The 5,032-nt window shown below is 65.4% G+C and carries 4 protein-coding genes; all 4 read left to right on the forward strand.

What is annotated here, in order from left to right:
• On the forward strand, positions 1-815 hold an 815-nt coding region (trhA, locus tag C2L80_RS13050), incomplete at its 5' end, for a PAQR family membrane homeostasis protein TrhA (RefSeq protein ID WP_239939020.1).
• Positions 816-938: 123 nt separating this feature from the next.
• Positions 939-2,276 carry a hemolysin family protein gene (locus C2L80_RS13055; protein ID WP_087197874.1) on the forward strand — a complete coding sequence of 446 codons (1,338 nt, stop codon included), beginning with the start codon at positions 939-941 and terminating at the stop codon, positions 2,274-2,276.
• Entirely contained in the window at positions 2,273-3,508 is a 1,236-nt protein-coding gene (locus tag C2L80_RS14200) for a PspC domain-containing protein (RefSeq protein ID WP_087197876.1), read from the forward strand. The genes C2L80_RS13055 and C2L80_RS14200 overlap by 4 nt, the downstream gene beginning before the upstream one ends.
• A 736-nt stretch (positions 3,509-4,244) precedes the next feature.
• A complete protein-coding gene (locus C2L80_RS13065) occupies positions 4,245-4,997 on the forward strand; it encodes a CMP-2-keto-3-deoxyoctulosonic acid synthetase (RefSeq protein WP_239939022.1) in 753 nt (250 codons plus the stop codon).
• Positions 4,998-5,032 lie beyond the last annotated feature (35 nt).

A 5,032-nucleotide genomic window follows, 5' to 3' on the forward strand; every position in this document is an offset into this window, starting at 1 on the left:
CTCCCGCACCTGCGGCCCCTCCCGCGTCGGCGGCTCCCGCCGCCGCGGCTGCGTCCGCGCCGCCTCCCGCGCCCGCCCACGGGTGGACGCCCTCCCAGTTCAAACCGCGCGACTACGCCAACATGCGCGCGATGCGCCATGAGACGGCGAACACGTCGGCCAGCGCTGCGAACAGAGAGCGCAACGTGCGCGAGTACACGCTGGGCGAGGAGATCGCCAACTCCGTGACGCACGGCCTGGGTGCGCTTTTGGCCATCGCCGCCATTCCCGTCCTCGTCGTGCGCTCGCTGGACAGCGGAGGCGGCGTCTACCTGTTCGCCGCGCTCGTCTACACGCTCACGATGCTGCTCGAGTACACCATGTCCACGCTCTACCACGCCATTGCGCAAGACAAGGCGAAGCGCGTGTTCAAGGTGCTCGATCATAGCTGCATCTACCTGTTCATCGCGGGCTCGTACACGCCGTTCTGCCTCATCTCGCTCGCTCCGTACGGCGGCGGGTGGCTGTGCGCGTTCGTGTGGGCGCTCGCGCTGGCGGGCGTGGCGTGCGAGGCGTTCTGGGTGTTCCGGCCGCGCTGGATATCCGCTGTGCTGTACCTGCTTTTGGGCTGGTGCGTCGTGGGGTTTTTGCCATCGCTTCTGGCGGCCGTTTCGACGACGGGCTTGTGGCTGCTCGTGGCGGGTGGCGTGTGCTACTCCGTCGGGTGCGTCTTCTACGTGCTGAAGAAGCTCCCCTACATGCATTCCATCTTCCATCTCTGGGTCTTGGCCGGAAGCATCTTGCAGTTCTTGGCCATCGCGTTGTACGTTATGTGAGCGGGTGCGTGCGCAAGCGCGCGGGCATGACAGCCCCACGATCGCCGCAGGGATACGGGGTCCTGCGGCGCAAGCGCCCGAAGGGGACGCAAACCGCTTACGAAGGAGATGAACGCATCACTCATGGACATAGGGATAAGCATCGTCGTAACGTTCGTGCTCGTCTTGGTTAACGGGTACTTCTCCATGTCGGAGATGGCGCTGGTCAATGCGAAGCAGGTGCTGTTGCAGCACGAGGCCGAGGAAGGGGACAAGCGCGCCGGCCGCGCGTTGTCGCTGGCCGCCGACTCCGGCCAGTTTTTGGCCACCATCCAGGTGGCCATCACGCTCGTCGGGTTCTTCGCCTCGGCCGCCGCCGCCACGAACCTCTCCGATCCGTTCGCCGCCTGGCTGTCGGGTTTGGGCGTGCAGTGGCTTGCAGTCATCGCGCCGGGGTTGGCTCCCGTGCTCATCACGCTCGTGGTGTCGTATCTGAGCATCGTCGTGGGAGAGCTCGTGCCGAAGCGCATCGCGCTGGCCGACGCCGAGCGCGTGAGCAAAACGGTGGCCGGTCCGCTCATGGTGTTCCAGAAGATCGCCTCGCCGCTGGTGGCGCTCACCTCGGTTTCGGCGAACGGCCTTGCGCGCGTGCTGGGCGTCAAAGACGCCGACGAGCGTCAGAACGTGTCCGAAGAAGAGATCAAGTTCATGGTCACCGACAATGACGAGCTGCTTGACGACGAGAAGCGCATGATCCACGACATCATCGACCTCGGCGACATGTCGGTTCACGAGATCATGCAGCCGCGTGTGGACATGATCCTCGTCGAGGACGTCGAGACGGTGCGCCAGGCTATCGAGCGAATGCGCGGCACCGGCTATTCGCGCCTTCCCGTGTACCACGAGGACATCGACCGCATCGTGGGCATCGTCACCTACAAAGACCTCATCGCGCCACTCATGGACGGGCGGGAGAACGAGCCGGTGGCGGCGCACGCTTACGAGGCCATGTTCGTGCCCGAGACGAAAGACATCTTCCCGCTTTTGGCAGAGATGCAAACGAATCGTCAACAAATGGCCATCGTCGTGGACGAGTACGGCGGCACCGATGGTTTAATTACCGTCGAGGACATCGTGGAAGAGATCGTCGGCGAGATCGTGGACGAGACGGACCGCGAAAGCCCGTTCATCAAGCAGGTGGGCGACACGGCATGGGTGGTGGACGGAAGGTTTTCGGTCGAAGATGCCGAAGAGCTGGGTTGGCCCGTTGCGGAATCGCCCGATTACGAGACGATCGCCGGCTGGTTCATGAGCACGCTCGATTCGGTTCCCCAGATGGGCGACGAGTACCGCATCGACGGATACTGCTTCAGGATCCAATCCATGCGCCGTCGCCGCATCCTGACGGTTCGCGTGGAGCGCCTTGACGATTTCGATGTCCCGTGCACTGTCGGTGACGCAGCTGTTCGGGAGGATGGGTGACACAGGAGAAGCGGCTCAATCGTTCGCGTGACGCGCTTTTGGGGGGCGTGTGCGCTGGCGCAGCCGAGTACTTCGATGTCGATCCGGTGGTCGTCCGTATTCTCGTGGTGGTGCTCACGGTTGCCTCGGTCGGCCTTTTAGGCGTGGCGTACGTGGCGATGTGGGCGGTGCTGCCGAAAGCGCCCGAGGTGGTCGTTCCGGTTGAGGTGGAGCCCCAGTCCGTACGCTCCGACACGTATGGGGAGGTGACTGCTGCCGTCGCGCGCGGTCATGCCGAGGGTGCGGGCCAACAGGGCGCAAGTCCAGCTCAGGCGGCTGCATGGCGCTATGCGAGCGCCGCGCACGTGCCGCCCCCGCCCCCGCCTGCGGCCGCCTCTGCGTCTGCGGGCGCGATGCCGCCTGCGGGCGGCTCTGCGGGTGCGCCGTCGCGCCCTGCGGTGTCGTCGCAACCGGTGGGCGCTCCGATGATGCACGGCGGGGCGGTTCCGCAGCCGGTGCGGTTGGCAGAAGGTTCGCCGGCGCCCGTCGACGCCGCTTCGCAGGTGTTCGCAGCGCCGACGCAGCCGATGGCGACCGTTTCCGCAGCTGCCGATGCCGCTTCGCAGTTCGCTGCGGCGTTGGGACAGCCGACCGCGCCCTCTTCATCCATGGGCGCTTCGGTGCCTTCCGCTGCGGTTCCCGTACAGCCTGTTCAGCCCGTCCAGCCCGTTCAGCCCGTCCAACCTCCGAAAGAGCCGTCTGCCACAGCCGTGAAGGGGGCGTTGTGGCTGGGTTCGTTTCTGCTGTTCTTTGGCGTGATGTCTTTTGTTGCCACGTTCGTGGAAGGCGTATCGTGGTGGCAGTACTGGCCGGTCATCTTCGTCATCCTGGGCATTGTGCGCATGGTGGTGCCGGCCAAGCCGGGGCACCGCACGCGTCATTTCGTTGATGGCCTGGTATGTTTTTGCGTGGGCGGGACGCTGCTGCCCATGAGTTTGGGCATGGTGGGGTGGCAGACGATCGGGCTGATGCTGATGGGCCTGTGGCCTGTGCTGCTTATGGTGGCGGGGCTGCTCATATTGGGCGGCGCGCTCAAGTCGCCGCTGCTCACGTTGCTTGCGGGCGCGTGTTTCGCGGTGTTTTGCGTGGTTGGTCTTGTTTGGTATGCGGTGCCCGGCTCGATTGAGCATGTCGTGATCTCCGCGCCGTACGGACGCGACTACTATATAGAGATGCCTCCGTGGTTTGACTGACGGCGCGGTCGCGTCTGCCGTGTTCGAGGTGCGCGCTGGGGGTGCGTGGGGGCGCGTCGGATGCCGCAGCTCTGTTCGGAATGCGCGCGGAATGCGCGCGGGGTGCGGAGGGCGCGTGGAGGGCGCAAGATGTACGGGAGGCACGCTCGTGCGGGCGCGAGCGGTTGGCCGGACGGTCGTTTTCTCGGCGCTGGGCGCGGATGTGCGGGGATGCGCGCGCGAGGGCGCGAGGTGCGCGGGGTTCGCGATTGAAGTTCTGTCTGGTCCGTCAAACATCAACGGGGGCGCTCGCGCGGGGGTGCAGGGTTCGCGGGTGTGCTCGCGCGGGGCACGTGGGGGCGCAGGGTGAGCGGGGGCGCGCGTGCGCGGGCGCGAGCGGTTGGCCGGACGGTCGTTCTCTCGACGTGAGGCGCGCTGGTCTGCACAATTCGTTCGCTGTTCTGCTCGCAGCATCAAAAGGTTTGCGAACTGCGGAAACAACGCAAATGCGCCTGTCAAGCGAACAAACCGTGAAGGGCTTCTCCATACTTTTTTGCTCTCGGAGGGCGCTCTCGTTACAATAGTGCCAGTCACAACAGCATAGCGCCCCTCCGGCAGCAATCCTCCCTTACAACCAACCACGCTGTCAACCGCTTCGGCGGTGCGGGGTCGTGCGCTGCGAAACGAAAGGTACGGTATTTTGGTCGCCAAGCGTCCAACGAAACGGAACACGAGCCTTGCCGCAAAAGCGATTGCGGTGGGATGCGCGTCGTGTCTTGTTGCCGGGTGCATCGGGATCGGGATCGCTTCTGCAGGCGTTGCCGCACCCTCCGATGTGGATTCGTTCGGCATCGATGCGGCGAGCGTTTCCGAGGGCGCGGATGTCTTCGAGCAAGAGCCTTCCGATGGGGCTTCCCGTGCGGCCAGCACGTTGACGAGCGTCGCCGTCCGTGATATCTCCCAGGGCATCGCCGCTATCGAAGCGGAGGAGGAGGCTGCTCGCATTGCTGCCGAGGAGGCCGCGCGGGCCGAGGAGGAGGCGCGCATCGCCGCCGCCGAAGCCGCGAAGGCCGAGCAGCAGGCTCAAGCCGCGCGCGAGGCGGCCGCAGACGCGCTGGCCGGATTGCCCGACGTCGACTGGAGCGTGGGCGAGGACGAGTTCGTGTCCACGTGGACGGCCCGCATCGACGCGTACCTTGCCGGGTCTCCGCTGGCGGGCCAGGGCAGGACGTTCGCAGAGGCCGCTTGGAACAATGGCGTGGATCCTCGCTGGTCGCCCGCCATCTCCAACACCGAAAGCTCCAAGGGAGCGCATTGCTTCGCCCCCTACAACGCTTGGGGTTGGGGCGATTCGAGCTGGAGCAGCTGGGAAGAGGCTATCAACGCACACGTGGCAGGGCTTGCCGCCAATTACGGTTACTCCATCACCTACGCGTTCGCCGTGAAGTACTGCCCGCCCAATGCCGATCACTGGTTCAACGCCACGCTCTCCCAGATGAAGCTGATCTAGCGCTCAGGACCCCCGGACCCCCGGACCCCCGGACC

It is taken from the genome of Rubneribacter badeniensis, assembly GCF_002899695.1.
Taxonomy (GTDB): Bacteria; Actinomycetota; Coriobacteriia; order Coriobacteriales; family Eggerthellaceae; genus Rubneribacter; species Rubneribacter badeniensis.